The following is a 25412-nucleotide window of genomic DNA, read 5'->3' as shown; positions in this document are numbered from 1 at the left end:
ATCGGAGGCGCATGAAGAGAGAGAGCCGCGGCATTCAGTCGATCGAGGTCGGCGGCGAATTGCTTCGCGCGCTCGCACGGAGCGGCGAGCCGATGATGCTGCGCGATCTCGCCCGCGAGGCCGGCATGACGCCGGCCAAGGCGCATCCCTACCTCGCCAGCTTCTCCCGCATCGGCTTGATCGAGCAGGACGAGAGCACCGGCCGTTACGAGATCGGCGCGCTGGCGCTGGAGCTCGGCCTGATCAGCCTGCGCCGCCTCTCCGGCGTGCGCATCGCGCGGCCCAAGATCGCGGGCCTCGCGAGCCAGATCGGCCACGCCGTCTCGCTCGCGGTCTGGGGCACGCACGGCCCGACCGTGGTGCAGCTCGAAGAGCCGGCCCAGCCGGTGCACATCGTGATGCGCGTCGGCTCGGTGATGGCGCTGCTGGAGACCGCGACGGGCCGCGCCTTTGCGGCGTTCCTGCCGGAGACGACGATCAGCGCGGCGCTCGACAGCGGCCTCGACCGCCATGGCGTCGGCTACAACCCGAAGCGCGCCGTGAAGGGGGCGAAGGTCGCCGACATGCTGACCGAGGTTCGCAAGCACGGCCTCGCCCGTGCGCTCGGCGATCCCCTGCCCGGCGTCAACGCGTTCGCAGCGCCAGTGTTCGATCATTCCGGCCACGTCGCGCTGGTCATCACCGCGATGGGGCCGGAAGGCACGTTCGACGCGCGCTGGGACAGCCTGATCGCCCATGCCTTGCGCGACTGCGCGGGGGGCATTTCGAAGCGGCTCGGCCACGGCATGACAGTTGCGGCGGAGTGATGGGCAAACTGCCTGCCTCACGGCGACTGTCATTCCCCGCGAAAGCGGGGAATCCAGTACGCCGCGGCCCATCGATTCAATCACCGACGTCTCGGCGTACTGGATCGCCCGGTCAAGGCCGGGCGAGGACAGCGAGTGTGGGGCGACAACGGCTCTACTTCTCCTTCACCGGCACCGTGTAGTTCAGAACCAGCCGGCCGCCATCCGGATAGATCGTCTGCCCGGTGATGTAGGACGCATCGTCGCTGGCAAGGAAGGCCACGACGGAGGCCACCTCGCTCGGCTCGCCGCCGCGGCCCGCCGGCGTGCGCGACATCACGGTCTTGCGGGCGTCTTCCGAGGTGTAGATGGACGAGGCCACCATGTCGGTCAGGATCGTGCCCGGTCCGACCGCCACAACGCGGATGTTGTGCGGGGCGAGCGCGACGGCGGCGACGGAGGTCAGCTGCTTCATGCCGCCCTTCGACATCGCGTAGGTCGCAAGCGCCGGGATCGCCAGCAGCGCATTCACCGAGGACATGTTGATGACGACACCGCCGCCGCCTTGCGCGATCATTTGCCTCGCCGCCGCCTGCACGCCGAAGAACGCGCCCTTCAGATTGATGCCGATGATCTCGTCGAATTCCTCTTCGGTGATGTCGAGGATGTCGCGGTTGCGGGCGACGCCGGCATTGTTGACCATGATGTCGAGCCGGCCGAACTCCTTCACCGCGGTGGCGACCAGCTGATCCACGTCCGCGCGCTTGGCGACGTTGCCGACGACAGTGCGCAGGGTATCCGGCCGCCCGAGCTCGGCGGCCGTGGCCGCCAAGCCCTCGGCATCGACGTCGGAGATGACGACCTTGACGCCGTCGTCCAAAAATCTCTTCGCGCAAGCCTTGCCGATGCCGCGCGCCGCGCCGGTGATGGCCGCGACCTTGCCGGATAGTTTCATGGGTTCACTCCTGGATGTGTGACGATCTCACGGACGCATTCACGCAAAGACGCGCGGGCGCAGCCCGGCATGAAACCAGGTGATCATGGAATAGATGTCGTAGACCGGCAGCCCGACTTCGGCCTGAAGTGCTGCGGCATAAGGCGGCATGTTGGTGCATTCGAGCACGATGGCGCCGACATCCGGATGCCTGGCGACGAGCTCCTTGCCGGCCTCGACCACGTCGCGCTCGGCTTGCGCGATGTCCATGTCGTCCTTCTCGGCCTTGATCAGGACACGGAAGAACTCCTTGCCGCTCTCGGTGCCGACTAGCGGCGTATCGAGCGGCACGCCGGCACCTTCGAGGTGGGCCGGCGTCAAGGTCGAGCCCGACACAGTGACGAGGCCGACGCGCTTGCCGGGCGGTAGGGTCGCCTGCACCCACGGCACCTGCATCAGCGAGGAGGTCGCGACGGGAACGCCGACGGCCGCCGCGATCTCCTTCTGGAACAGCGAGAGGAAGCCGCAATTGGTGGTGATGGCCTCGGCCCCGAGCCGCACCAGATCCTTGGCAGCATCGATGAAGTCGGGCAAGAGGCCGGCCGCGCCCTTCAGCACCACCTTTTCGGGCGAGGCGCCGCTCACCACGCGATAGAGCACCGGGAATGGCCAGGTCGTGCCGTTGCCCATGTCGCCGGGAATGCGGGGAAAGCGCGCCTCCAGCATCAGGATGCCGAGCGGCGCGCCGTAGATGGCCTTGCCGCCACGGGCGATGCGGGAGGACGAGCTGGCTGAGGTGGTCATGGTTGCGCTCTCAGAGGAAACGATCGGGCGCGAACGGCGCGAGTGGAATCTCCGGCGCCTTGCCGCTCACGAGCTGGGCGACCAGACGGCCGGTGCGGGCCGAGCCGACCAGGCCGACATGGCCGTGGCCGAAAGCATAGACGATGTCGCGGCAGGCGCGCGCATAGCCGATGCAGGGACGTCCGTCCGGCATGCTCGGGCGATGGCCGAACCACGTCTTGACCCGCGAGGCCGGAATGTCCTTCGGCAATTTCGGGAACATGCTGACGAGGTGGTTGCGCAGGATCTCGGCGCGCTTCCAGTTCGGCGCGGCCTCGAGGCCGGCGATCTCGACCGTGCCGGCGGCACGCAGGCCCTTGTTGGTCCAGTTCACCACCATCTTGGCGTCGGAGGCCATCATCGAGCTGCGCGGACCTGCTTCCGGATTCTCGATCACGACATGATAGCCGCGCTCGGTCTCGAGCGGGAGGCGATCGCCGACCGACGCGGTGAGCTGTTTCGAGCGGGCGCCGGCCGCGACCACCGCGGCATCACAAGCGATCTCGCCGGTTTCGGTGACAACAGCGACGAGCTTGTTGCCGTTGAGCTTCAGCCCGGTCGCCTTGGCGCGTACGTGCTTCGCGCCGCTGGCGATCGCGTGATTGGCAAGGGCGGCAACGTAAGCGCCGGGATCGCGGCAGCGCCCGGCCTCCTCCACCACGACGCCGAAGGTGTAGCGCGGATCCAGATCCGGCTCGCGCTGGCGCATCTCGTCGGCATTGAGCTCCAGCCATTCGACGCCGACCTTCCTGCGCAGGCGCCAGCCGAGATCATCGTCGAAATTGCCGCGCGAGGTGAACACGTGCATCACGCCGTTGCGCTCGATCAGCTCGGGGACGCCGGCTTCTTCCGCGAGCTTCCTGTGCAGCAGCGGCGCGTCCTTCAGGAGGTCGCGCAGCGCGAACGCCGTGGTCTCGACCCGCGCCGCGGTCCAGCCCGAGAGCAGATACTTGATCAGCCAGGGCAGCGCCTTCGGCAAGTAAGACCAGCGGATCGCGAGCGGGCCGAGCGGGTCGAGGAGATAGCCCGGCACCTTCCTCCAGACGCCCGGCTCCGCCGGCGGGATCACCGAATGCGACGACAGCCAGCCGGCATTGCCATAGCTCGCCGCCTGCTCGCCGCCGGGCTCGCCCGGATCGATCAGCGTGACGCGATGGCCCTCGCGCAGCGCCTCAATGGCGCTGATCACGCCGACCGCGCCGGCTCCGATGATGGCGACGTGGCGGCCGTCCGGCATCGCCCTAAGCCTTCACTGCGGGCGTAAAATCCTTGCCGACCGAAATCGCCCTGGGATCGATGATGCAATGGAGGATCGACGGCTTGCCCGAGGCCAGCGCGCGCTCGAACGCGGGTGCGAACTCCTCGGTCCGCTCGACACGCTCGCCATGGCCGCCGAACGCCTTGGCATACATCGCGAAATCCGGGTTCTTGAGCTGGGTGCCGACGACGCGGCCGGGATAGTCGCGCTCCTGGTGCATGCGGATGGTGCCGTATTGCGCATTGTCGATGATGATGACGATCAGCGGCGCGTCGTACTGCACGGCGGTGGCGAACTCCTGGCCGTTCATCAGGAAGCAGCCGTCGCCGGCAAACGCGACCACGACGCGATCCGGATATTGCCGCTTGGCCAGCACGCCCGCCGGCACGCCATAGCCCATCGAGCCCGAGGTCGGTGCGAGCTGGGCGGCAAAGCTGTGGAAGCGATGATGGCGATGGATCCAGCCGGCATAATTGCCGGCGCCGTTGCAGACGATCGCGTCCTTCGGCAGGCGGTCGCGCAGCCAGGTCATCACCTCGCCATACTGGAACCTGCCCGGCAGCTCGCGCGCCTTCCCGGTCCAGGCCAGATAATCGGCATGCGCCTTGGCGGCTTCGCCCTTCCACGCCACCGCACCTGACGGCTTCAGCGTCTCGATGGCAGCGGCGAAGGCGGCCGGCGTCGCCTGGATCGCCAGATCAGGCTGATAAATGCGACCGAGCTCTTCGGAGCCCGGATGCACATGGACCAGCTTCTGCTTCGGATTGGGAATGTCGAGCAGCGTATAGGACGAGGACGGCATCTCCGACATGCGGCCGCCGATCAGCAGGAGGACGTCGGCATTGTCGATGCGCGCCTTCAGGCCAGGGCTCGGCCCGATGCCGAGGTCGCCGGCATAATGCGAATGGTCGGCGTCGATCAGCGAAGCCCGGCGGAACGAGGTCGCGACCGGCAGGTCGAACCGCTCGGCGAACCGCGCGATGCTCTTGGTCGCCTCGTCGGTCCAGCGCGAGCCGCCGAGAATGACGAGTGGCGCCTTGGCGCCAGCCAGCATGGCGCCAAGCTTCTCGATATCGGCCGGCGCCGGCCAGCTCACGGCGGGCTCGACCCTCATGGCGTCCGCCACCGCCGCGGTCTCGGTCAGCATGTTCTCCGGCAGCGCGATCACCACGGGACCGGGGCGGCCCTGCATGGCGACGCGGAAGGCGCGCGCGACCAGCTCCGGAATGCGGTCGGGGCGATCGATCTCGACCGCCCATTTCGCCATCGAGCCGAACACCGCCTTGTAGTCGAGCTCCTGGAACGCCTCGCGCTCGCGCATGCCGGTGTCGACCTGGCCGACGAACAGGATCATCGGGGTCGAATCCTGCATCGCGATGTGGACGCCGTGGCTGGCATTGGTCGCACCCGGGCCGCGGGTGACGAAGCAGATGCCGGGCCGGCCCGTGAGCTTGCCGTAAGCCTCCGCCATCATCGCCGCGCCGCCTTCGGCGCGGCAGATCACGACGTCGATCGGGCTGTCATGCAGCGCATCGAGCGCCGCCAGATAGCTCTCACCCGGCACGCAGGTGACGCGCTCGACGCCCTGGGCGACGAGCTGATCGATCAGGATCTGGCCCCCGGTGCGAGTGTTGCGAATGGTCATGTCGGCTCCCTCGAGACTTCGGCGATGCGCACTTGTTCGGGAACTGGCCTAGGACAGGCCGAGAGCGTGCGCAAGATCGAAAGGCTTCTCGCAGCCTGCGCAGGCGTCATGCCCGTCCTTGCCGTTTGCACTACAGGTTCTGCCGCGGCGATGATGGCGAGGGTCGAGATCTTCGTTTACGATCCGGCCGAACCAAATCGTCGGGAGCACCGGGATGCAAACCATTGGCCTGATCGGAGGCATGAGCTGGGAGAGCACCGCGCTTTACTACAAGCTCATCAACGAGCGGGTCCGCGACCGCATCGGCAAGCTGCATTCGGCCCCGCTTCTGATGTATTCCTACGATTTCGAGGAGATCAAGCAGATGCAATATGCCGGCCGCTGGCAGGAGGCGGCGGCGAGCCTGGCGGAGGTCGCGCGGCTGCTCGAAAGCGCCGGCGCGCGGGCGATCGTGCTGTGCACGAACACGATGCATAAATTGGCGCCCGAGATCATATCCAGCGTGAGCGTTCCGTTCATCCACATCGGCGATGCGACGGCCGAGCGGATCCGGGCCAAGGGATATCGGCGGGTCGGGTTGCTCGGCACCAAGTTCACGATGGAGGAAGACTTCTACATCGACCGATTGCGCGCGCACGGTCTCGACGTCATGGTTCCTCCCGCGGACGAGCGCGCCGAAGTGAACCGCATCATCTACGACGAGCTGTGCCTCGGCAACGTCACCGCGCCTTCGCGCCGCCGCTACCAGGAGGTGATGGCGGCGCTCGTCTCAAGTGGCGCCGAATGCATCATCTTCGGCTGCACCGAGATCACCATGCTGGTCGGCCCGGATGACATTTCAGTCGAGACGTTCGACACCACCGCCATTCACGCCGAGACGGCCGCCGACTTCGCGATGAGGTGAATTGATCTCCTCAATTTCAGCCCGCTGCCGGGATCGAGGTCCCGGGGCGTGGGTTATCTTCACCCGCTCCGCTTCTGTCGCGCGCTCGCCAGCAAAACCAGCATGAATGAGGCCGCCGTCATCAAGGTCGAGATTGCGGCGATGGTCGGGTCGATCTCGTCGCGCAGCGCGGTGAACATGCGCTTGGTCAGCGGCTGATACTGGCCGCCGGAGATAAACAGCGCGACGATGGTCTCGTCCATCGCCGAGATGAAGGCAAAGATGCCTCCGGCGACCACGCTGGACTTGATCTGCGGCAGCGTCACGGCGAAGAAACTGCGCAGCCGGTTCATGCCGAGGCTGCGCGCCACCATCTCCTGTGCGGGATCGAAGCTCTGCAGACCCGCAAGCACCGAAATCACGACATAGGGCAATCCCAGCATCACGTTGGCAAGCACAAGACCGGGCATGGTCGCGACCAGGCCGATCCTGGCATAGACGAAGAAGATGCCGACCGCGGTGATGATGATCGGCACCACCAGCGGCAGCAGCAGCGCCATGTGGATCAACCGCATGATGCGCAGCTTCGACTGGCTGATGGCATAGGCAGCGGCCACCCCGAACGGGGTCGCGATCACGACGGTGAGGAGGGCGACCGTCAGCGTCACCCGCGTCGCCTGCATCCAGGCGGGATTTGAGAAATATTGCTGGTACCAGCGCAGCGAAAAGGACGGCGGCGGAAAGGTCAGAAAGCGCGCGCTGGAGAACGAGATCGGCGCGATGATCAGAACGGGGAGAATCAGATAGATCAGCACCAGCGCGCTGATCACGTAGAGGGCGATCCGTGCGGGCGAGGCGCGCATCATTTCTGCCCCAACACGCGATCGAGCGAGATGAAGCGGCTGACGACGAAGAAGATCGCGAGCACGCTCAGGAGCAGCACTACCGCGACCGCGCTCGCCGCCCCGAATTGGTTGTAGAGCTCGACATTGCGGCTCACCAGCATCGACACCATCACGGTGCGGCCGCCGCCGAGCAGCTCCGGCGTGATGTAGAAGCCGAGGCAGAGCACGAACACCATGGTGCAGCCCGCGAGCACGCCCGGCAGCGACAGAGGCAGGAACACGCGCATGAAGGTGAGCGACGGGCTGGCGCCCAGGCTGGCGCCGGCCTGCATGAGATCGTTCGGTATCTTCTGCATGGTGGCGTAGAGCGGCAGCACCATGAAGGGTAGCAGGATGTGCACGGTCGCAACCACCGTGCCAAAGGTGTTGTGAACCAGCGCGAGCGGCTCGGAGATCACATCGAGGTAGCGCAGGAACTGGTTGATCACGCCGGTGCGCTGCAGCAGCGCCAGCCAAGCATAGGCGCGGACCAGCACGCTGGTCCAGAACGGCAGCACGACCAGCGACAGGATGACGATGCTCCACCCTTTCGGCACCGAATTGGCGAGGTAGGCCACGGGATAGCCGAGCAGCAGCGCGATTACAGTGACCGCGAGGCTGATCTCGAAGGTCAGCGCAAAGCTGCGCCAGTAGACGTCTTCGGTGAAGACGCGGCGATAGTTCTCCAGCGTGAAGCCGTCATGGTAGATCGACTGCCAGGCCAGCCAGCCGACCGGCAGCACGATCAGAGCCAGGATCACCAGCAGCGCCGGCGACACCAATGCCAGCATCAGGCCGTGCTCGCGGCGCTGATGCTTTTGGGAGGGATCTGGCACTGAAGTCGTCAACGCTGCCTCGCTCACTTCTGCATGAAGGACGCCCAGCGCTTCTCGGCGGCTTCGCCTGCGGGCGAGGACCACCAGGCATAGGACATCAGCGCCTGCTTCGCCGCATTCGCCGGCTCGCTCGGCAATTGCGCGGCGCGCTCGGGCTTGATCACGCCGGTCTCGAATGCCTTGGGATTGCCCGGACCATAGTCGATGTGCAATGGCAGATTGGCCTGGTGCACGGGATCGACGGCCTCGTTGAGGAATTTTATCGCGGTGGCGAGATTCGGCGCGCCTTTGAGGATGCAGAGCGAGGTGCTCTGGAGGATGCCCTGATTGTAGGTGAAGGCAACCTTCGCGCCTTCCTTGGCGACCGCGCTGACGCGACCATTCCAGGCCATCTCCATGTCGACCTCGCCGTCATTGAGCAACTGCGCCGACTGTGCGCCCGAGGTCCACCACACCGTGATGTGCGGCTTGATCTCTTCCAGTTTCTTGAAGGCGCGGTCGACGTCAAGCGGATAGAGCTTGTCCGGTGCGACGCCGTCGGCCATCAGCGCGGCCTCGAGCGTCGCGAACGGGTGGTTGCGCAGCGCGCGGCGGCCGGGGAATTTCTTCACGTCCCAGAAATCGGCCCAGCTGTTCGGCGCGTCCTTCGGGAATTTCTTCTGGCTGTAGGCAAGCACGCTCGAATAGAACTCGTAGGACACTGAATAGGGGCTGCGATACACCTCCGGCATCGCCGCGCCGTTTGGAATCTTCGAGAAGTCGAGCTTCTCCATCAGCCCCTGCTCGCCGCCGCGCAGGCAGTTACCGGTCGGGGTATCGACGACGTCCCAGATCGGCTTGCCGCTGCCGACCTGCGTCTTGATCGCAGGCCAGGCGTCCGGAATGGAGTCCTGGTTGATGGTGATGCCGAGCTTCTTGGCGGAGGGATCGAGGATCGCCACCGTCTGCGCCTGCTGATAGGCACCGCCCTGCGAGACGAAGGTGATCTGCTCGGCGGCATCAGCCGCACTGCTCAGTCCGATTGCGCCCAGCAGCGCGCAGCCCAATCCAAATTTCTGCTTCATCGTCATCCTCACCTCCTCCAAATGATCTCACCGACCGATCGCATCGAGAAACTGGTACCAGCCGGCGACCATGCGCACGGCGGGCTCACGCAGCGGATAGAATGGAATCGCCTTCATGCGTCGTGCGTCGAGCAGGCCGACGTCGGGCGTCTCGCCGCGCACGAAGGCGGCGAGATAGCGGCCCATCAGGCTCGACATCGCAACGCCTGCGCCGTTGTAGCCGAGCGAGAACAGCGTGCGCTCGTCGAGCCGGCCGATATGCGGCATGGAGTCCAGCGTCATCGCGACGAGGCCCGACCATTTGTATGCGAGCGGGACATCGGCGAGATCGGGGAAGATGCCGACCATCGCCTTGCGCAAGGCGTCGAATGCGGCTTGCGAATCCTGCTTGCCGAAGGCGCCGCGGCCGCCGAAGATGACGCGGTTGTCGACCATGCGGAACCAGCGCATCATGCGCTTGGTCTCGGTGTAGGTGCGCCCGGTCGGCATCAGTTTTCCCGCGAGATTGCCGGGGAGCCGCTCGGTTGCGATCATGGCGCTGCGGAAGGGAATCAGCGTGCGCTGCAGATGGGCCGTCGCGCCGGTTAGATCCGAATAGCTGTTGGTGGCGATGATCGCCTGTTTTGCGCGCACCGCGCCGTGCGGCGTCTCGGCGACGATGCCGTCCTTCTCGCGCCGGAGCTTTGTCACCGGCGACTGCTCAAAAATCGGAACGCCGCGGCTTGCAACGCCATTTGCGAGGCCGCGCAGATAGTTTAGCGGATGGATGCCTCCCGAACCGGGATTGAGCACACCACCGACAAAGATGTCGGAGCCGGTCTCCTCGCGCACCTGTCCCCTGTCGAGGATGCGAACGGCGGCGGAGCCCATTTCGCGCGTCATCCAGTTGGCCTCGTCGATCGCGGCCTTGAGCGTCGTCTTATTATGCGCGGCCTTGACCTGGCCGGTGCGCGTCAAATTCGCACTGGTGATGTCGAATTCAGACACCAGTTCCTCGACCATGTTGGTCGATTCATGCGCGATCTCGTACATGCGCCGCGCCATGGCGCGGCCGTGTGCGGCATCGATCTCGCGGAACGACAGGCGGAATTTTGCCGTGATCACCCCGCCATTGCGCCCGCTCGCGCCCCAGCCGGGACGGTTGGCCTCGAGCACGACGGGACTGAGCCCGCTCCTGGCGATGTGGTGCGCGGCGGAGAGGCCAGTGTAGCCGGCGCCGATGATCACCACATCCGCCTGTTGCTCGCCCGACAGCACGGGAAACGCGCGCGCCGGCTCCGCCGTGGCTTCCCACAGTGAATTGGCCGATGGCAGCGCGCGCCAGTCCCGTGTCATGCCACAGCTCTCCGTTACGCCGCCGGCCCGATGGCCGCGTCGGCAAGCGCTTTCAACGTCGGATAATGGAAGTCCGGCTTGGTCAGCGTCTCCACGGCCGGCGTGCCGCCGAAACCGGCAATACCCTGGCGGCGCTCGATCCAGCACACTTTGTAGCCGAGCTTCCGCGCGATCCCGATGTCATGATACTGGCTCTGCGCGACGTGCAGGATGTCGGACTGCTTGTAGCCGAAGGCCGACTGGCGGCCCTTGTTGTAGGCGAAGAATTCCGGATCAGGCTTGGCAACGCCGGTATCGTCGGCACAGACGGTGTCGTCGAAGGGATTGCCGAGCGCATGCGCATAGCACGACAGCGCCACGCGGTCGGCATTGGTCATCGCGACCAGGCGGAATTTTGTGCGCAGGCGCTTCAGCGCCTCGACCGAGTCCGAGAACGGCCCCCAGCGCAGCACGGCGAGCTGGAAAACGTCACACGAAGCATCGTCCGCGGCCAGCCCGAGCTCCTGCGCGAGATAGCGGTAGACGTAGAACATCACCTCGCTCGAACGCTCGTAATGCTTGTCGCGCCCGCGCTTGTAGGATTCGAAGATCTGGTCATCACTGAGCTCGGCCGCCTTCTTGCCTCCGATCTTGCGCACCGCTTCAAGTACGCCGGTCTCGAAATCGATCAGGGTGCCGACGACGTCGAAGGTGAGGACCTTGAAATTGCTGAACGCGGCTTGGGTCGACATATCAGTTTCTTCTCTCGGGTTGGATGAGGCTTGAGTTCAGTCCCTCACCCTGGGCACCACGATGGTGTCCTCGGGATGGAGGGTGACGGTAAGGCTGCCGCCGAGCGGCGGGATGCGGTGATAGGCCTGGTGATAGCTCGGCTGGCGCAGGCTGAGCGCGATGCCATCGGCGAGCGCGAGGAAAATGCGCAGGCTCTCGCCCTGATAGACGATGTCGGTGACGGTCCCGGTCAGCCGGTTGCAGGCGGCATCCTGCGCGCCATCATCGATCAGCAGCTTTTCGCTGTGCACGGCCAGCATCAGGTCATCGCCATCGGGAATGGCGCGCGCGCTGCGTAGCAAGGCATTGCCGAGCGCGACGCTGGCGGCATCGACGCGGCGGACCGGCAGCATCGTGGCTTCGCCGATGAAGCTGGCGACGAAGGAATCGACGGGATGGTCATGCAGCCGCGCCGGCTCGTCGATCTGGACCAGCCGGCCGTCCTTCATGACGGCGACGCGGTCGCTCATGGTCAGCGCCTCGCGCTGGTCATGGGTGACGTAGATGATGGTCGCCCCGATGCGCTTGTGCAACGCGCGCAGCTCGATCTGCATGGATTCGCGGAGCTGCTTGTCGAGCGCCGAGAGCGGCTCGTCCATCAGGATCAGGCGCGGCTCGAAGATCATGGCGCGCGCCAGCGCCACGCGCTGGCGCTGACCGCCGGAAAGCTGCGCGATGCCGCGCTCTTCATAGCCGGCAAGCCCGACCATGCCGAGCGCTGCGCGCACCTTGTCCGGCCAGACGGATTTCGGCAGGCGTCGCGCGCGCAAGGGAAAGGCGACATTCTCGCCGACGCTCATGTGCGGAAACAGCGCGTAGTTCTGGAACACCACGCCGATGTCGCGCTTGTGCGGCGGCATGTAGGTGACGTCACGGCCTCCGAATAGAATCGTGCCTGAGGTCGGCAGGATGAAGCCGCCCAAAATGCCGAGCAGCGTGGTCTTGCCGGAGCCGGAGGGGCCGAGCAGTGAGACGAATTCGCCGGCGCCGACATTGAGCGAAACGTCGTCGAGGGCGCGAACGGCGCCATAGGCCTTGCTGGCGGACCTGATCTCGACGCTCTCCGCGCGCTTGTCCAACGATCGACCTCGCGATGTCCTCAGCCGGCGTGCTTCACTGCGCGCCATAAGCCTGCTTTATAGACAGGGATGTGGAGTACTCACGCCAAAGCGTGCGCTGCACCAAATCCTGTCTCGAAGGGCCTGTCTTTAGGCTGTCACGCTGATGACACCAGACTTGGCAAAATCCGGCAATTGCCAAATTCTCACCGCGCCCATAACATGACGTTATGCCCGAGCTCCGCCGCATGCTGCCGTCCAGCAACGCCCTGTTCGTCTTCGACGCAGCGGCGCGCAATGGCAGCTTCACGGCTGCGGCCGCCGAATTGAACGTCACGCAGCCGGCGGTGAGCCGGATGCTCGGGCAGTTCGAGGAGCATCTCGGCGTCCGCCTGTTCGATCGCAAGGCGGGCCGCGCGGTGCTCACCGAGGAAGGCGAGCTGCTCTATCGCCGCGTGCTCGAAGGTTTCCGCAGCATCGAGAGCGGGCTCGTCGAGATCGAGCGGCGCCGCAAGGGCACCGAGACGGTGACGCTGTCGGTCTCCTCCGCCTTCACCACGCACTGGTTGATGCCGCGCATCGACAAGCTGCAGAAGCAGTTTCCGCAGGTCGATCTGCGCTTCCAGCTGATCTCCGGCGCGCTGCGCGGGCCGGTGGAGAATGTCGATCTCGGCATGCGCTTCCGTGACCGCGACGAGCCGCCCTCCGGCGGCACCCTGGTGATGAAGGAAGTGATGTTGCCGATGTGCAGCCCCGGCTATCTCGGCGAGACTGATCCCACCGAGGGCAACACCATCATCCGCCTCGCCGAGACGCCGGGCGACTGGGCCGCGGATTACGCTTCGCTCCTCACCGGCCGCCGCGGCGCGGCCAAGGCGCTGAGCTTCACCGATTATGCCGTCGTGGTGCAGGCCGCGCTGCTCGGCCAGGGCATTGCGCTGGGCTGGCTGACGGTCGCCTCGCACTGGCTGCTCACCGGCGCGCTGGTGCCGGCCTCCGACCGGCTCACCACCACGCGCCGCATCTGCGAATTCCTGCCGCCGCGCAACCGCCCGATGCGCCCGATCGCCGCCGAGATCCGCGACTGGATCATCGCGCAGATGAAAAGCGAGATCGCCGCGATCGACCGGCTCTATCCGAAGCTCGGCGCCATGGACGCGTGTTATTAGGCAGCTGTGTTGGGGTGACGCTCCTCTCTCACCCACGTCATTGCGAGCGCAGCGAAGCAATCCAGAGTCTTTCCGCGGAGGGATTCTGGATTGCTTCGCTACGCTCGCAATGACGACGTGGATAGAGTTGTGGCGCTACCGATGCTCGATCGCCCGGATCGCACCGCGCAACTCTGCGAGGCCGCGCAGGCGGCCGATGGCGGTGTAGCCGGGATTGGTACGCTTGGTCGCGGCGAGATCGTCGAGCATGCGGTGGCCGTGATCGGGGCGGAACACGATCTTCTTGTCCGGTGCGCGGCGCGCGTTCTCCTTCAAAAGCGCCTTGAGCACCGCGATCATGTCGACGTCGCCGTCGAGATGATCGGATTCGTAGAACGACAGGCCGTCCGCCTCGCGCTTGGTGGCGCGCAGATGGGCGAAGGCAATGCGCGGGCCGAAGCGCTCGGCAATTTCTGGCAGATTGTTCTCCGCGCGCACGCCGAGCGAGCCGGTGCAGAAGCAGATGCCGTTGGCCTTGGACGGCACGGCATCGAACAGCGCCTGATAGTCGTCAGCGGACGAGGCGATGCGCGGCAGGCCGAACAGCGGCCGCGGCGGATCGTCCGGATGCAGCGTCAAGGAGACACCGAGCTGCTCGGCCACCGGCGTCACGCGCGCGAGGAATTCCGCGAGATGCTGCCTCAGGATCTCAGGCGTGATGTCGCGATAGGTCTCCAGCCGGTCGCGGAATTGTGGGATCGTCATCGGCTCGGTGGTCGAGCCGGGCAGCGCGCTGGCGATCACCGCGACCAGATAGTCGATGTCGGCCTGGCTCATCTGCTCGAACAGCTTTTTCGCACGCGCCTGCGCGTCCGGCGAATACTCCTGAGCAGCGGCCGGGCGCTTCAGGATATGCAGCTCGAACGCGGCAAAGCGGTCCTGGTCGAAGCGCATGGCACGGGCGCCGTTCGGCAGCTCCCATTCGAGATCAGTGCGGCACCAGTCCACCACGGGCATGAAGTTGTAGCAGATGATCTTGATGCCGCTGGCGGCCACCGCCTCCAGGCTCGCGATCCACGCCTCGATCGACTTCGTCGCCTTGGCCCCGAGCCGCTTGACGTCATCGGGGATCGGAATCGATTCCACCACCGACCAGGTCAGCTGCGAGCGGCCCGGCTGGCCGTTCTCGATGAAGTTCTTGCGCTCCTCGACCGCCTTGCGCGTCCAGGCCTCTCCGATCGGCACCTGATGCAGCGCCGAGACGATCTGGCTCGCCCCGGCCTGCCTGACATCATCGAGCGAGACCGGATCATCCGGCCCGTACCAGCGCCATCCCTCCAGCATCATGTGCTGCCTCCCAAAGCGTTTTCGAGCGAAGTGGGTACCGGCTCGCGTGAAGAAAACGCGTCAAAACAAAAGTCAGTTCGCGGTCAGCACGACCTTGACGCTCTGCGAGCGATCCAGCGCCAGCCGCAGCGCATCAGGCGCGGTCGAGAGCGGCCGCTCGGCGGTGACCAGCGACAGCACGTCGACGCTGCCGTTGCCGATGAGTTCCACCGCATTCATGAACTCGAAGCCGAAGCGGAACGAGCCGCGCAGGTCGATCTCCTTCGCCATCACCGCATTCGACGGCGTCGGGATCTGGCCGCCCGGGAGATTGCCGATCTGCACCACGACGCCGCCGCGCCTGACGATGCCGATCGCGCTGGCAAGGCCGGCAGCCGTGCCCGAGACCTCGAAGGCGACGTCATAGGGGCGCAACGCGGCCTGCGCCTTCAGCCCTTCCTCGCCGGCCGAGACATTCTCAACATGGGAGGCGCCGAGCTTGGTTGCAAAGGTCAGCGGCGCCGGCGCGATGTCGGCGACGGTGACGTCGGCCATGCCGGCGCGGTGCGCCGCGAGCATGGTCAAGAGCCCGATCGGACCGGCGCCGAAGATGATGCCGCGCTTGCCCTCGATCTTGCCGGCGCGCGCGACCGCGTGCAGGCACACCGCGAGCGGCTCGGCCAGCGCGGCGGCCTGGTAGGACACGTGATCCGGGATCTTCACGCATTGCGCCGGAATCGCATCGAAGTAATTGGCGAAGCCGCCCTGCATGTGCGGCGTCTTGGAGGCCGAGCCCATGAAATAGATGTTCTCGCACAGGTTCGGTCGGCCCTCGCGGCACGCAACGCAATGGCCGCACCAGCGCGACGGGTTGACCGCGACGCGGTCGCCGACCTTCAGGTTCGCAGCCGCGCCGGAGATCTCGACGACCTCGCCGGAGATCTCATGGCCCAGCACCAGCGGCGACTTCACCACGAAGTCGCCGGTGCGGGCATGACGGAAATAGTGCATGTCCGAGCCGCAGATGCCGCCGGCACCGAAGCGGATGCGGACCATGCCCTCCGCCAGCTTGTCGAGCGGATGCTCGATCACGCGCAGGTCTTCGGGGCCGAACAGGGTCGCGGCGAGAGCAGTCGAGGTCATTTGGAGAGTCCCATGTATTTTGGCAGCCAGAGGGTCAGTTCGGGAATGAAGGTGATCGCGATCAGCGCCAGCATCAGCGGCACCAGCCAGGGCAGGATCGCCACCGTCGTGCGCTCGACCGAGAGCTTTGCCACGCGGGCGAGCACGAACAGCACCATGCCGAGCGGCGGATGCAGCAGGCCGATCATCAGGTTCAGCGTCATGATCAGGCCGAAATGAATGGGGTCGATGCCGAGCTTGAGCACGATCGGCAGCAGGATCGGCACCAGGATGGTGATCGCCGCCGTGGTGTCGATGAAGCATCCCACGAACAGGATCAGCACGTTGGCGAGCGCCAGGAACACCCATTTGTTCTGGGTGATGCTGAGCATCCAGTCCGACAGCATCTGCGCCGCCTGCGACACCGTGAGCAGCCAGGCGAAGATCGAGGCCGCCGTGACGATGAACAGCACCGAGGCCGTGGTCTCGATGGTGTCGAAGGTGGCCTTGGCGACGGTCCGGAACGTCATGGTGCGGTAGCGCACGAGGCCGAGGAACAGCGACCAGATCACCGCGGCGACCGCAGCTTCCGTCGGCGTGAACCAGCCCAGCGTCATGCCGCCGATCAGGATCACCGGCGCCATCAGCGCCATCACCGCCGAGAAGTCGAAATACCAGTCGATCAGGAGCAGCGTGCCGAGGCCGATGACGACCGCCATGTTGACGGAGAGGCCAGCGAGCACCATCAGCCAGATCGCCATCGGGAACGACAGCACGATCAGGATCTCGAGCCCGGCCGAGCCGAGCTGCGGCCAGGAGAACGGGGTGTCGCTGCCCCATTTGTTCTTGTGCGCGAAATAAGTGACCGTGACCATCATGAACAGCGTCAGCACGACGCCGGGAATGACGCCGCCGAGGAACAGCGCGCCGATCGAGACGTTCGCCATCATGCCGTAGATCACGAAGGGCAGCGACGGCGGAATGATCGGCCCGAGCGTCGCCGAGGCCGCGGTGACGCCGACCGAGAACTCGGTGGAATAGCCGTGGTCTTTCATCGCCTTGATCTCGATGGTGCCGAGGCCGGCGGCATCCGCGATCGCGGTGCCCGACATGCCGGAGAAGATCACCGAGCCGATGATGTTGACGTGGCCGAGGCCGCCGCGCATCCACCCCACCAGCGCGACGGCGAACTTGTAGATGCGCCCAGTCACGCCGGCGATGTTCATGAGATTTCCGGCCAGGATGAAGAACGGCACGGCGAGCAAAGGAAAACTCTCCACGCCGGCGATCATGCGCTGCGCCAGCGTGACGTCCGGCGTCACGCCGCTGACCAGGATGTAGAGCAGCGACGACACCGCCATGGCGATCGCCACGGGAACGCCGAGCAGCATGAGAACGAGAAAGCCTCCGAGCAACAGCAGCATGGTTTTATCCTTCCGATCCGTCGTAGGCACCGGGACGTTCGAGGACCGAGTAACCTTGCCGCCAGTTCTGGATTGCCACCTGCACGGAGCGTGCGAACATCAGCACGAACCCGAGCAGCACGGCGTAATAGACATAGTCCTTGGGAAGATTGATGGTGGTCATCTGCTCGTCGCCGATGATCCGGATGTAGACCCAGACCAGCTTGATGGCGTAGCCGAAGAAGGCGATCCGGATCAGGTCGATCGCGGTCGACAGCACACGGCCTATAGCATGCGGCAAATAGCGATAGACGAGATCGACCTGGATATGCCGCGACAGCCGCACGCACATTGATGAACCGATGAAGACCACGCCGATCAGGCAATAGGTCGCGATCTCCTCGGTCCAGGCATAGCTGTCGTTGAGCACATAGCGGGTGAAGAACTGCAGGAAGACGGCGAGCGCCATCACCCAGAAGATCGCCAGCGCCACCCAGTCCTCGAAGGCGTAGATGCCGAGATCGACCTTCGGCGTCGCCTCCTCCTCGAAAGTGTGCGCGATCTCGTCCGCGGTGATCTGCCGGTGGATTTCGGCGGTGGACATGTTACCTCTCAAACCTCTCCGTCGTCATTCCGGGGCGGCTCGACGGGCCCGCGCGACGCGCGGGCCGGAGAGCCGAACCCGGAATCTCGAGGTTCCGGGTTCGACGCTTCCGCGCCGCCCCGGAACGACGTCTTTGCTCTGCTGTCTCGCGCTTGCTCCGCTCCTCATCCTGAGGAGCTTGCGAAGCAAGCGTCTCGAAGGATGGCCCCGGGCAACACCTGAGCCGACACCCGGGCCTTCATGGTTCGAGACGCGCTTCGCGCTCCTCACCATGAGGGTCTTATGGCGGGACAAGCGGGCGGTCATTTCACCGCCTGGATCTTCTCCCAGTCGGCCTTGCGGTACCCGAACGTCTCGAACGCGACGTTCTTCAGCACGGTGTCGCGGAACTCGTTCTTGTCGACCTCGGTCACGGTCAGGCCCTTGTCCTTGAAGAAGGCGACCAGCTTGGCCTCGTTCTGCTTGATCTCTCCCGTAGCTTTGGCAGCGGCCTCCTGCGCCACGTCGGTGAAGATCTTCTTGTCCTCGTCGGAGAGCTTCTTCCACAGCGCGCCGGCGATCACGGTGTTGAGGTGATCGACGATGTGGCCGGTCAGCACGATGTGCTTCTGCACCTCGTAGAACTTCTTGGCCTCGATCGTGGTCAGCGGATTCTCCTGCGCCTCGACGGTGCCGTTCTGGAGCGCGAGATAGACCTCGGCGAACGCGATCGGCGCGGTGTTGGCGCCGCAGGCGCGCGGCATCGCGAGATAGGCCGGAACGTCGGGCACGCGGATCTTCAGGCCCTTCATGTCCGCGCAGGTCTTGATCGGCTTGTTGGACGAGGTCTGGCGCACGCCGTAATAGGTCACCGCGACGATGTGGTGGCCGCTCTTGTCCTCATAGCCCTTGGCGAGCTCCTTGAAGATGTCGCTCTTGGTGTAGGCGAGCAGATGATCGGCATCGCGGAAGGTGTAGGGATAATAGGTCACGCCGATCGGCGCGAAGCTCTTGGCCGCGAAGCTCGATCCGGAGATGATGATGTCGACCGAGCCGAGCGAGAGGCCCTGGTTGATGTCGGTCTCCTTGCCGAGCTGCGAGGCCGGATAGACCTCAATCGCATAGCGGCCGTTGGTGCGCTTGGCGATCTCCTGCGCGGCCCAGACCGACGCGGTGTGAAACGGCTCCGAGGGCTCGTAAACATGGGCCCATTTGAGCTTGGTCTGCGCCATGCTGGCGCTGGTCGCCGCCAGCAGCGCGGCAGCCGAAATCATTGCTGTAATCGTCATCTTCTTCAACATCGACTTTTCCTCCATCGTTCAAGTCTGCTTCTTGTTCGCCCGCCCCGGCATGGATGCGGGCCGCCCAATCTCATCGCCGCCGCGAGCTGCCGGTCTCGACCTGCTTCTTCGACGGTCGTTTTGATTTCGCCGGCTGCCCCCCGGACGGCGCCGCGCGCTTCCCTGCAGCCGGCGCCCCTGCTGATGTCTCGGCGCCAAAATTCTGTGCAAAGCGCTCCTGCGAATGCGCGAGGTGATCGCGCATGGCGTCATAGGCCCTCAGCGGCCGGCGCGCAGCGATGGCATCGCGCACGGCCCGGTGCTCGTCGAGCGCGGTTCGCCACGTGGTGGGGTTCTCGAAATAATGTGCTAGCTGCGCGAAATAGGGATTGAGGCGCTGGTCGAACAACTCGCCGACAACCCGCACCAGCACGGCATTGCCGAGACATCCTGCCACGGCGATATGGAAGGCGCGGTCATGAACCATCGAGGCTTCGCCAGGATGGTCGACATTCTCCATCGCGACGAGCGCGGCGTCGATGCGGTCGATGTCATCTTTGGTCGCCACGCGCGCGGCTTGCTCGGCGATGGCGCTTTCGAGAAATTCGCGGGCACGCAGCAGCTCGAACGGGCCTTCTATGACCGCTGATGGCGCCGGCGCGGCCACGGCGGCGGGCTCGATCACATAGATGCCGGACCCGACGCGGATGCGCAGGCGCCCTTCGACCTCGAGCGCAATCAAGGCTTCGCGCACCGTCGGCCTCGACACCTTGAGCTGCTCGGCGAGGTCGCGCTCGGTCGGCAAGCGGCTGCCGACCGCGTACTCGCCGCTGTCGATCAGGCTTCGCAATTGATCGGCGACCTGGCGATAGAGCCGTCTCGCCTCCACAGCTTCCAGCGGCACGCTGGTCCTCCCGAAAGGGTCTCGCGCGGCGCCTCCGGCGCCCGCGGCCCGCCAATTTTGGAAAATTGGTCTTACCAATTGACCGGAGCATTGACCTGATACGGACGCCATGTCAAGCAGCGGCAAAGCAACGGGGAGACGTCCATGCGCCAGAGCTCGATGCGCCTTGGTCGCGCCAATCTCGGCCGGCTGGCACCTGCCATCCGCCGGCTGGCCTATGACCGTTCGCGCGTCACGCCCGGCATCGTGCATCTCGGCCTCGGAGCGTTTCATCGCGCGCACCAGGCCGTCGTGATCGACGATTGCCTTGCTGGCGGCAGCATGTCCTGGGGCATCGTCGGCGCGAGCCTGCGCAGCCCGGATACGCGCGACGCCCTCGCCCCGCAGGACCATCTCTACACAGTCGCTGTGCGTGCCGCCGAAGGTACCGAGCACCGGGTCATCGGCGCCCTGCTCGACAGCGTCGTCGCGCGCGAGAGGCCGGCAGCCCTGGTCGAGCGGATGGCCGATCCCGCCATCCGCATCGTCTCGCTCACGGTGACCGAGAAGGGCTATTGTCACACGCCGCAGACCGGCGATCTCGACGAGCGCCATCCCGACATCGTGCATGATCTGAACAATTTCGACACACCGCGTTCGGCGCCGGGCTTCATCGTCGCGGCGCTGGCACGGCGGCGGGCGCAGGGTCTTTCGTCCTTCACCGTCCTGTGCTGCGACAACCTTGCCGCCAACGGCCACACCGTGCAGCGGATCGTGACCCAGTTCGCCGCCCTGCGTTCCAGGGAACTCGGCAAGTGGATCGCCGACACGGTTGCTTTCCCCTCGACCATGGTCGACCGCATCGTGCCGGAGACGACGGATGCCGACCGCGATGCGGTCGCATCCGCGCTGGGCATGCGCGACGCCTGGCCTGTCATGACCGAGCCGTTCACGCAATGGGTGGTCGAGGACCGCTTCACCGCGGGCCGGCCGGACCTTGCCGCAGCGGGCGTAGAGCTCGTCACTGACGTCAAGCCGTTCGAGCTGATGAAGCTGCGGCTCCTCAATGCCAGCCATTCCGCGCTGGCCTATCTCGGTTATCTCTCCGGCTACGAGACCATCGCCGACACCATGCAGGATCCGCATTTTGCGCGCCTTGCCGCCCAGGTCATGGAAGAGGCCGCGGTGACGCTGACGATGCCCGCGGGCACGGATCTCGCCGCCTACCGCTCCTCCCTGCTCAAGCGCTTCGCCAATCCGGCGCTGCACCACCGCACCTGGCAGATCGCGATGGACGGCTCGCAAAAGCTGCCGCAACGGCTGCTCGGCGCGATGCAGGATCGCCTTGCGAGGGGCCTGCCGATCGCGACGCATGCGCTCGCGGTGGCCGGCTGGATGCGCTATGTCAGCGGCGTCGACGAGCAGGGACGGCCGATCGACGTGCGCGACCCGCTCGCCGGCGAGTTCGCTGCGCTGGCGCGCGAGGCGGGACCCGTTGCCGAGCGCCTCGCGCCGGCACTGCTCGGGGTAGCGAAGGTGTTCGGGCCGCTTGGCGCCGAGCCGCGCCTGCGCGAGGCCATCACCGCCGCACTCGGCCGCCTCTATGCCGACGGCGCGCAGCGTGCCGTGACAACGCACGTTTCGGCGTGACCACGACGCGGGCAGCATCGTGAATGCTGCACTGCGGCCAAAATCGACGGAAAGTCGCGCTTGATTTTTGCCTGTCCTTGCCCCACCCGAGAGCGATGGGAAACGACACCAAGGTCATCGCCGCCAACGCGGCCTTTTACGCCGCGTTCTCGACCGGCGACTTCGCCGGCATGGAACGGATGTGGGCGGACGACGACGGCATCTCCTGCATCCATCCCGGCTGGCCGGCCATCATCGGCCGCGCCACCGTAATCGGAAGCTGGCGCGACATCCTGCAAAACCCGCAGCGGCCGCAGATCGTCTGCGCCGAGCCGCAGGCCATCGTCGACGGCGACAGCGCCCGCGTGCTCTGCATCGAGATCGTCGACGGCACCGCGTTGGCTGCGGCGAACCATTTTCGCCGCGTCGGCGACGACTGGCGCCTGGTGCACCATCAGTCCAGTCCGATCGCGCAGATTGTCGAGCAGGCCGAGGACGATAGAGCCAGTCACCGCGTCCACTGAGCACCGCGATCACGGCGCCGTGATCTACTGTGCATGGGGTTGTTTTTCAGCTTTTGTTTGGCGGTCGAAAGTTCCGACAGATCGTCGAGCACGACATGCGCGCCGGTGAAGTCGTCGTCCCCGAAGAACATGCTGCGGGTGATCAGAACCGGGATGCCCGCGCGCGAGGCCGCGATCAGGCCGTTGGCGGAATCCTCGATCGCAACGCAATCGGATGCCTCGAGCTTCAGCCGCGCCAGAATCTCGAGATAGACGTCCGGCGCCGGCTTCTTGTGCCTGACGTCGTCGCCGGCGACGATTGCTTCGAAATCCGCCGCCCAGCGTTTGCCCAGCGTCTGCGACAGCAGCGCATCGATATTGCCGTGCGATGTGGTGGTCGCAATCGCAAGCCGCTGGCCACGCGCCTTCGCGGCCCTGAGCAAATCCGTCACGCCAGGCCGCAAGGGACAGCGGCCGGCCTCGACCAATTCGGCATAATGCGCGGTCTTGATGCGGTGGAGCTCTGCGATGTCGATGTCAGACAAGGGCGAAGCGGTCGCCAGTCTCTTGTGGTAGGCACGCATGCGTTCCTTGCCGCCCGTCACCCGCAACAGGTCCTTGTAGACGGCGCGGTCCCACTGCCAGTCGAGACCGAGGCGGGCGAAGGCGAGATTGAAGGCCTGCCGATGCAGCTCCTCGGTTTCGGCCAGGGTGCCGTCAACGTCGAAGATCAGCGCGGCCGCGCCCCGGATCAGTTCGGCGGCGTCTGCTGGCGCCTGAACCAACGCTCCGGCCTGCATGATCGATGCCTCCCTTTCGACGCCCCCTGAAGCGAGCATCGACCGAGCCGAAGGGCGAGACAAATCGCAATATCTTTTGCCGGACCCAAAAATCTCTTATGAGCGAACTGCGCGCGACGGCGCGAACGGGAACTTTCGATCTGCACAGGAGACGCATGCGGCTCTTCATCCTCGGCCTCGGCTACAGCGCGCGGCATTTCGTCCGCAAGCACGGCGGCAGCTTCTCGCATGTCGCCGGCACCGTGCGCGATCCCGCGCAGCGGAATGACCTTGCCGGGATCGAGGTGCATCCGTTTTCCAGCAGCCTTCCGTCGCCCGAGACGGTTGAACGGGTTCGCGACGCCGACGTCCTCCTGGTGTCGATCCCGCCCGGCAGCGGCGGCGATCCCGCGCTCGCAGCCTTCGCGGACGTGCTGTCAGGGCGGCAACGCAAGGCCATCTATCTCTCCACCATCGGGGTGTACGGCGATCACGCAGGCAGCTGGGTCGACGAGAGCACGCCGCCGCAGGCCATCCTCGACCGCACGCGCATGCGGATCGCGGCGGAGCAGGCCTGGACGGATGCGACGGGCGGCGATGCCGCGATCCTCCGGCTTGCCGGCATCTACGGTCCCGGCCGCAACGCGCTGGCGACACTGCGCGCGGGAACGGCGAGGCGCATCATCAAGCCGGGACAGGTGTTCAACCGCATCCACGTCGATGACATCGCGAGCGCGATCATGGCCGCTGTTCATCACCAGGGCGGCGGCGTTTGGAACGTCTGCGACGACGAGCCGGCGCCGCCGCAGGACGTGATCGGCTATGCCGCGCAGCTGATGGGCGTGGCGCCGCCGCCGGAAGAAGCGTTCGCCACCGCCGAGATGTCGGCGATGGCGCGCAGCTTCTATGCCAGCAGCGCCCGCGTCTACAACGAGAAACTGAAGCGCGAGCTCGGCGTCACGCTGGCCTGCCCCACCTATCGGCACGGCCTCGACGCTCTCTGGCGCGCAGGCGAAGGACGTTAGGGTTCCTGCGCTCCGATGCGTCCCAGACATGCCGCCCCCGCGCTTGACTTCGTCCCTGTGCGGTCATGATCTAGGCATCGAGCGAGCCACTGCACAACGAGCTCGCCTCTTGGGAGAATGCAATGAATAAGACGATCGCCATGATCGCGGCAACGATTGCTGTCGTCACGCTCGGCGCCGCGCGCGCTGCGCCGCTGCCCGAAGCCAGTCCCGACGATGTCGGATTTTCGAAGCAAGGCCTTGCACGCCTCGATAATTTCTTCGCGCGCGAGATCGCGGCCAAGCGCGTTCCCGGCGCAGTGGTCGCCATCGCGCGCGACGGCAAGCTCGTCCACTACAAGGCCTATGGCCTGCTCGATCCGGCCAAGGGCACGCCGATGCCGCTCGATGCGATCTTCGCGCTGGCCTCGATGACCAAGCCGATGGCAGCGGTCGCCGGCCTGACGCTGATGGAGCAGGGACGGCTGCCGCTCCAGGCCAAGCTGTCCGAATACTACCCGGGCTTCGCCGACATGAAGGTCGGCGTGCCTCAGGCGGACGGATCACTCAGGCTCGAAGCGCAGGCCTCGCCGATCTTCATCCACGATCTCTACCGGCATACGTCGGGGCTGATGTATGGCGGCCGCCCCGACTCATCGAGCCCGGTGGCGCGGCAATATCCCGATGGCATTGCGCCGGCGATCGAAGGCGACACCCAGACTTTCATCGATCGCATCACCAAGCTGCCGCTGGCGCAGCAGCCCTCGACCGCGTTCGAATACGGCTTTTCGATCGATGTGCTCGGCGCTGTCGTCGAGAAGGTGAGCGAGCAGAAGCTTGGCGACTATCTCGCTGCCAATGTCTGGCAGCCGCTCGGCATGAAGGATGCGACCTTCCATCCGACCGAGGCGCAGCGCCCGCGCCTCGCCCGCCCCTTCCCGAACGATCCGCTGACGGGCAAGCCGCAGGCCATCAAGCTCCTGGACACCCCAACCAAGTTCGATTGCGGCGGCGCCTGCTCGTTCGCGACGGTCGGCGACTACATCCGCTTCGGACAGATGCTGCTCAACGGCGGCGAGCTCGACGGCCAGCGCATCCTCGGTCCGAAGACCGTCCGTCACATGACGGCGAACCATCTCGGCCCCGAGATCAAGAATAACGTCGCCAATGTCGAGCCGCATCGCGGCGGCTTCGGCTTCGGTCTTTCGGTGGCGGTCCGGACGGCCGAAGGATTGTCGTCGGTCCCCGGCAATCCGGGCGAGTTCACCTGGAACGGAGCCTACGGGACGCAGTTTCTCTGCGATCCCAAGGAGCGTCTCGTCGTCGTGGTGGGGACGGCGGCACCGGGTGAGCTCAGGAAGTATTATCGCGAGCAGGTCCAGGACATCGTCTACGGCGCGATGACGAAATGAGACCGTCACCTGAAAGAGAAAGGGCGGCCACTTGGGCCGCCCTC

The 25412-nt window shown here is 65.6% G+C and carries 24 protein-coding genes; 7 read left to right on the top strand and 17 right to left on the bottom strand.

Annotated features, from left to right (window positions below; genetic code table 11):
* Positions 1 to 11 precede the first annotated feature (11 nt).
* Positions 12 to 806 (top strand): IclR family transcriptional regulator, encoded by a 795-nt coding sequence (locus P0R31_RS01630; protein ID WP_275512565.1) that lies wholly within the window; start codon positions 12 to 14, stop codon positions 804 to 806.
* A gap of 154 nt (positions 807 to 960) precedes the next feature.
* On the opposite strand, the gene P0R31_RS01625 is transcribed toward P0R31_RS01630, so the two are convergent.
* The 4 genes from P0R31_RS01625 to P0R31_RS01610 are packed head-to-tail and all read right to left on the bottom strand — an operon-like array spanning position 961 to position 5465.
* The gene (locus tag P0R31_RS01625; protein WP_275512564.1) at positions 961 to 1740 is read right to left on the bottom strand and encodes an SDR family NAD(P)-dependent oxidoreductase; all 780 of its coding nucleotides are present in this window, start codon (positions 1738 to 1740) and stop codon (positions 961 to 963) included.
* Positions 1741 to 1779: 39 nt separating this feature from the next.
* The gene (locus tag P0R31_RS01620; protein ID WP_275512563.1) at positions 1780 to 2523 is read right to left on the bottom strand and encodes an aspartate/glutamate racemase family protein; all 744 of its coding nucleotides are present in this window, start codon (positions 2521 to 2523) and stop codon (positions 1780 to 1782) included.
* Positions 2524 to 2533: 10 nt separating this feature from the next.
* The gene (locus P0R31_RS01615; protein WP_275512562.1) at positions 2534 to 3799 is read right to left on the bottom strand and encodes an NAD(P)/FAD-dependent oxidoreductase; all 1266 of its coding nucleotides are present in this window, start codon (positions 3797 to 3799) and stop codon (positions 2534 to 2536) included.
* A 4-nt stretch (positions 3800 to 3803) separates the two neighbouring features.
* Positions 3804 to 5465, bottom strand: coding sequence for a thiamine pyrophosphate-binding protein (locus tag P0R31_RS01610; protein ID WP_275512561.1), 1662 nt, complete (start codon positions 5463 to 5465; stop codon positions 3804 to 3806).
* 214 nt (positions 5466 to 5679) lie between these two features.
* Between P0R31_RS01610 and P0R31_RS01605 the strand changes: the two genes are divergently transcribed.
* A complete protein-coding gene (locus tag P0R31_RS01605; protein WP_275512560.1) occupies positions 5680 to 6369 on the top strand; it encodes an aspartate/glutamate racemase family protein in 690 nt (229 codons plus the stop codon).
* Positions 6370 to 6428: 59 nt separating this feature from the next.
* On the opposite strand, the gene P0R31_RS01600 is transcribed toward P0R31_RS01605, so the two are convergent.
* The 6 genes from P0R31_RS01600 to P0R31_RS01575 all read right to left on the bottom strand — a co-directional run bounded on the left by P0R31_RS01600 (position 6429) and on the right by P0R31_RS01575 (position 12317).
* Positions 6429 to 7214: an ABC transporter permease gene (locus P0R31_RS01600; RefSeq protein ID WP_275512559.1), complete on the bottom strand. Its 786-nt coding sequence runs from the start codon at positions 7212 to 7214 to the stop codon at positions 6429 to 6431.
* Positions 7211 to 8023, bottom strand: a complete 813-nt coding sequence (locus P0R31_RS01595) for an ABC transporter permease (protein ID WP_275512753.1) — start codon at positions 8021 to 8023, stop codon at positions 7211 to 7213. The genes P0R31_RS01600 and P0R31_RS01595 overlap by 4 nt, the downstream gene beginning before the upstream one ends.
* Positions 8024 to 8091: 68 nt before the next feature.
* Positions 8092 to 9138, bottom strand: a complete 1047-nt coding sequence (locus P0R31_RS01590; protein WP_275512558.1) for an ABC transporter substrate-binding protein — start codon at positions 9136 to 9138, stop codon at positions 8092 to 8094.
* Positions 9139 to 9159: 21 nt separating this feature from the next.
* Positions 9160 to 10467 (bottom strand): NAD(P)/FAD-dependent oxidoreductase, encoded by a 1308-nt coding sequence (locus P0R31_RS01585; protein ID WP_275512557.1) that lies wholly within the window; start codon positions 10465 to 10467, stop codon positions 9160 to 9162.
* A 14-nt stretch (positions 10468 to 10481) separates the two neighbouring features.
* Positions 10482 to 11198: an HAD family hydrolase gene (locus P0R31_RS01580; protein WP_275512556.1), complete on the bottom strand. Its 717-nt coding sequence runs from the start codon at positions 11196 to 11198 to the stop codon at positions 10482 to 10484.
* A 36-nt stretch (positions 11199 to 11234) separates the two neighbouring features.
* On the bottom strand, positions 11235 to 12317 hold the full coding sequence (locus tag P0R31_RS01575; RefSeq protein ID WP_275512555.1) for an ABC transporter ATP-binding protein: 1083 nt from the start codon (positions 12315 to 12317) through the stop codon (positions 11235 to 11237).
* A gap of 209 nt (positions 12318 to 12526) precedes the next feature.
* Here P0R31_RS01575 and P0R31_RS01570 point away from each other — a divergent pair, with 209 nt between their 5' ends.
* A complete protein-coding gene (locus P0R31_RS01570) occupies positions 12527 to 13465 on the top strand; it encodes a LysR family transcriptional regulator (protein ID WP_275512554.1) in 939 nt (312 codons plus the stop codon).
* A 135-nt stretch (positions 13466 to 13600) separates the two neighbouring features.
* Here P0R31_RS01570 and uxuA read toward each other — a convergent pair whose 3' ends face one another.
* The 6 genes from uxuA to P0R31_RS01540 form a co-directional block, all read right to left on the bottom strand.
* Positions 13601 to 14791, bottom strand: coding sequence for a mannonate dehydratase (gene uxuA, locus P0R31_RS01565; protein WP_275512553.1), 1191 nt, complete (start codon positions 14789 to 14791; stop codon positions 13601 to 13603).
* Between the two features lie 72 nt (positions 14792 to 14863).
* The gene (locus P0R31_RS01560) at positions 14864 to 15913 is read right to left on the bottom strand and encodes an L-idonate 5-dehydrogenase (protein ID WP_275512552.1); all 1050 of its coding nucleotides are present in this window, start codon (positions 15911 to 15913) and stop codon (positions 14864 to 14866) included.
* Entirely contained in the window at positions 15910 to 17316 is a 1407-nt protein-coding gene (locus tag P0R31_RS01555; RefSeq protein WP_060735097.1) for a TRAP transporter large permease, read from the bottom strand. The genes P0R31_RS01560 and P0R31_RS01555 overlap by 4 nt, the downstream gene beginning before the upstream one ends.
* A 4-nt stretch (positions 17317 to 17320) precedes the next feature.
* Positions 17321 to 17899: a TRAP transporter small permease gene (locus P0R31_RS01550; RefSeq protein WP_275512551.1), complete on the bottom strand. Its 579-nt coding sequence runs from the start codon at positions 17897 to 17899 to the stop codon at positions 17321 to 17323.
* Positions 17900 to 18201: 302 nt separating this feature from the next.
* The gene (locus P0R31_RS01545; protein WP_275512550.1) at positions 18202 to 19179 is read right to left on the bottom strand and encodes a sialic acid TRAP transporter substrate-binding protein SiaP; all 978 of its coding nucleotides are present in this window, start codon (positions 19177 to 19179) and stop codon (positions 18202 to 18204) included.
* 70 nt (positions 19180 to 19249) lie between these two features.
* Positions 19250 to 20062 (bottom strand): FadR/GntR family transcriptional regulator, encoded by an 813-nt coding sequence (locus tag P0R31_RS01540; RefSeq protein ID WP_275512549.1) that lies wholly within the window; start codon positions 20060 to 20062, stop codon positions 19250 to 19252.
* Between the two features lie 144 nt (positions 20063 to 20206).
* Between P0R31_RS01540 and P0R31_RS01535 the strand changes: the two genes are divergently transcribed.
* Positions 20207 to 21691 (top strand): mannitol dehydrogenase family protein, encoded by a 1485-nt coding sequence (locus P0R31_RS01535; RefSeq protein WP_275512548.1) that lies wholly within the window; start codon positions 20207 to 20209, stop codon positions 21689 to 21691.
* A 95-nt stretch (positions 21692 to 21786) separates the two neighbouring features.
* Positions 21787 to 22194, top strand: coding sequence for a nuclear transport factor 2 family protein (locus P0R31_RS01530; RefSeq protein ID WP_036007097.1), 408 nt, complete (start codon positions 21787 to 21789; stop codon positions 22192 to 22194).
* Here P0R31_RS01530 and P0R31_RS01525 read toward each other — a convergent pair.
* Positions 22179 to 22973: an HAD family hydrolase gene (locus P0R31_RS01525; protein ID WP_275512547.1), complete on the bottom strand. Its 795-nt coding sequence runs from the start codon at positions 22971 to 22973 to the stop codon at positions 22179 to 22181. The genes P0R31_RS01530 and P0R31_RS01525 overlap by 16 nt on opposite strands.
* Before the next feature lie 155 nt (positions 22974 to 23128).
* On the opposite strand from P0R31_RS01525, the gene P0R31_RS01520 reads away from it, so the two are divergent.
* Together P0R31_RS01520 and P0R31_RS01515 are read left to right on the top strand one after the other, a co-directional pair.
* Complete coding sequence (locus P0R31_RS01520) at positions 23129 to 23977, top strand: SDR family oxidoreductase (RefSeq protein ID WP_275512546.1); 849 nt, start codon at positions 23129 to 23131, stop codon at positions 23975 to 23977.
* A gap of 122 nt (positions 23978 to 24099) precedes the next feature.
* Entirely contained in the window at positions 24100 to 25368 is a 1269-nt protein-coding gene (locus P0R31_RS01515; RefSeq protein WP_275512545.1) for a serine hydrolase domain-containing protein, read from the top strand.
* Positions 25369 to 25412: the final 44 nt, after the last annotated feature.

Source organism: Bradyrhizobium yuanmingense, assembly GCF_029167105.1.
Taxonomy (GTDB): domain Bacteria; phylum Pseudomonadota; class Alphaproteobacteria; order Rhizobiales; family Xanthobacteraceae; genus Bradyrhizobium; species Bradyrhizobium yuanmingense_A.
Note: the sequence above shows the minus strand (reverse complement) of the source record. Positions and strands in the feature narration are given on the sequence as shown.

What these genes read in the sequence shown, in the direction of transcription:
- P0R31_RS01630 (WP_275512565.1), top strand. Translation starts at nt 12, where the DNA reads ATGAAGAGAGAGAGCCGCGGCATTCAGTCGATCGAGGTCGGCGGCGAA.
- P0R31_RS01610 (WP_275512561.1), bottom strand. Translation starts at nt 5,465, where the DNA reads ATGACCATTCGCAACACTCGCACCGGGGGCCAGATCCTGATCGATCAG.
- P0R31_RS01590 (WP_275512558.1), bottom strand. Translation starts at nt 9,138, where the DNA reads ATGACGATGAAGCAGAAATTTGGATTGGGCTGCGCGCTGCTGGGCGCA.
- P0R31_RS01515 (WP_275512545.1), top strand. Translation starts at nt 24,100, where the DNA reads ATGAATAAGACGATCGCCATGATCGCGGCAACGATTGCTGTCGTCACG.
- uxuA (WP_275512553.1), bottom strand. Translation starts at nt 14,791, where the DNA reads ATGATGCTGGAGGGATGGCGCTGGTACGGGCCGGATGATCCGGTCTCG.
- P0R31_RS01620 (WP_275512563.1), bottom strand. Translation starts at nt 2,523, where the DNA reads ATGACCACCTCAGCCAGCTCGTCCTCCCGCATCGCCCGTGGCGGCAAG.
- P0R31_RS01530 (WP_036007097.1), top strand. Translation starts at nt 21,787, where the DNA reads ATGGGAAACGACACCAAGGTCATCGCCGCCAACGCGGCCTTTTACGCC.
- P0R31_RS01605 (WP_275512560.1), top strand. Translation starts at nt 5,680, where the DNA reads ATGCAAACCATTGGCCTGATCGGAGGCATGAGCTGGGAGAGCACCGCG.
- P0R31_RS01560 (WP_275512552.1), bottom strand. Translation starts at nt 15,913, where the DNA reads ATGACCTCGACTGCTCTCGCCGCGACCCTGTTCGGCCCCGAAGACCTG.
- P0R31_RS01570 (WP_275512554.1), top strand. Translation starts at nt 12,527, where the DNA reads ATGCCCGAGCTCCGCCGCATGCTGCCGTCCAGCAACGCCCTGTTCGTC.
- P0R31_RS01625 (WP_275512564.1), bottom strand. Translation starts at nt 1,740, where the DNA reads ATGAAACTATCCGGCAAGGTCGCGGCCATCACCGGCGCGGCGCGCGGC.
- P0R31_RS01550 (WP_275512551.1), bottom strand. Translation starts at nt 17,899, where the DNA reads ATGTCCACCGCCGAAATCCACCGGCAGATCACCGCGGACGAGATCGCG.
- P0R31_RS01595 (WP_275512753.1), bottom strand. Translation starts at nt 8,023, where the DNA reads ATGCTGGCATTGGTGTCGCCGGCGCTGCTGGTGATCCTGGCTCTGATC.
- P0R31_RS01585 (WP_275512557.1), bottom strand. Translation starts at nt 10,467, where the DNA reads ATGACACGGGACTGGCGCGCGCTGCCATCGGCCAATTCACTGTGGGAA.
- P0R31_RS01615 (WP_275512562.1), bottom strand. Translation starts at nt 3,799, where the DNA reads ATGCCGGACGGCCGCCACGTCGCCATCATCGGAGCCGGCGCGGTCGGC.
- P0R31_RS01520 (WP_275512546.1), top strand. Translation starts at nt 23,129, where the DNA reads ATGCGGCTCTTCATCCTCGGCCTCGGCTACAGCGCGCGGCATTTCGTC.
- P0R31_RS01535 (WP_275512548.1), top strand. Translation starts at nt 20,207, where the DNA reads ATGCGCCAGAGCTCGATGCGCCTTGGTCGCGCCAATCTCGGCCGGCTG.
- P0R31_RS01525 (WP_275512547.1), bottom strand. Translation starts at nt 22,973, where the DNA reads ATGCAGGCCGGAGCGTTGGTTCAGGCGCCAGCAGACGCCGCCGAACTG.
- P0R31_RS01580 (WP_275512556.1), bottom strand. Translation starts at nt 11,198, where the DNA reads ATGTCGACCCAAGCCGCGTTCAGCAATTTCAAGGTCCTCACCTTCGAC.
- P0R31_RS01555 (WP_060735097.1), bottom strand. Translation starts at nt 17,316, where the DNA reads ATGCTGCTGTTGCTCGGAGGCTTTCTCGTTCTCATGCTGCTCGGCGTT.
- P0R31_RS01600 (WP_275512559.1), bottom strand. Translation starts at nt 7,214, where the DNA reads ATGATGCGCGCCTCGCCCGCACGGATCGCCCTCTACGTGATCAGCGCG.
- P0R31_RS01545 (WP_275512550.1), bottom strand. Translation starts at nt 19,179, where the DNA reads ATGTTGAAGAAGATGACGATTACAGCAATGATTTCGGCTGCCGCGCTG.